The organism is Chitinophaga sp. 05T412 (genome assembly GCF_056396465.1).
Window position 1 is genome coordinate 1 of record NZ_JBFTLN010000063.1, and the last position, 690, is coordinate 690.

General features: G+C 50.1%; 1 protein-coding gene. It reads right to left on the reverse strand.

Annotated features, from left to right (window positions below; genetic code table 11):
- Positions 1 to 690: condensation domain-containing protein (locus AC1DFM_RS34670; protein WP_477081365.1), on the reverse strand; the 690-nt coding region annotated here is incomplete at both ends.

The following is a 690-nucleotide window of genomic DNA, read 5'->3' on the forward strand; positions in this document are numbered from 1 at the left end:
ACTCAGATCTGTATATGGATTTATTTGCAGACCACCACTTTGTTGGGCCGCAATCACTTCATCAAGGTCTGTTTCCTGTAACACCACCATCACATCAAACAAGGCGCTGCGGCTCATGTCACGCTTCAGTGGCAATGTATCCACCAGCTCATCAAAAGGATACGACTGATGTTCATAAGCAGCCATCGTCACCTGTCGCACCTGCTCCAGCAGTTGCAGATAGCTCTCACTGCCGCTGAAGCGGGTCCTTAGCGCCAACGTGTTCACATAGAAACCTAATTGTCCTTCCAGGTCTGCATGTTCTCTGCCGGCAACAGGGCTACCCAGGATAATATCTTCCTGGCCGCTATAGCGATACAGTAAGGTGTTTACCGCTGCTACCAGTCCCATGAACAGCGTACTGCCTGTAGGTTGTAACAGCGCCGATAAACCGGAGATGTCTATTGTTTTTTGTACCATCCCGCCACGGTAGGTTTTTACTGCAGGACGGGGCTTGTCAGCCACCAGCTCCAGCACCGGTAGTTCACCGGAAAACTGTTGCTGCCAATAAATTCTGGCGGTATCGTCTGCGTAAGATTGTTGCCATACTGCATAATCCTTGTATTGGATGGGCAATGCCGGCAGCGGACTGTTATCATGATAGAGATGCAGCAGCTCTTTGATCAATACGCCCATTGACCAACCATCGCT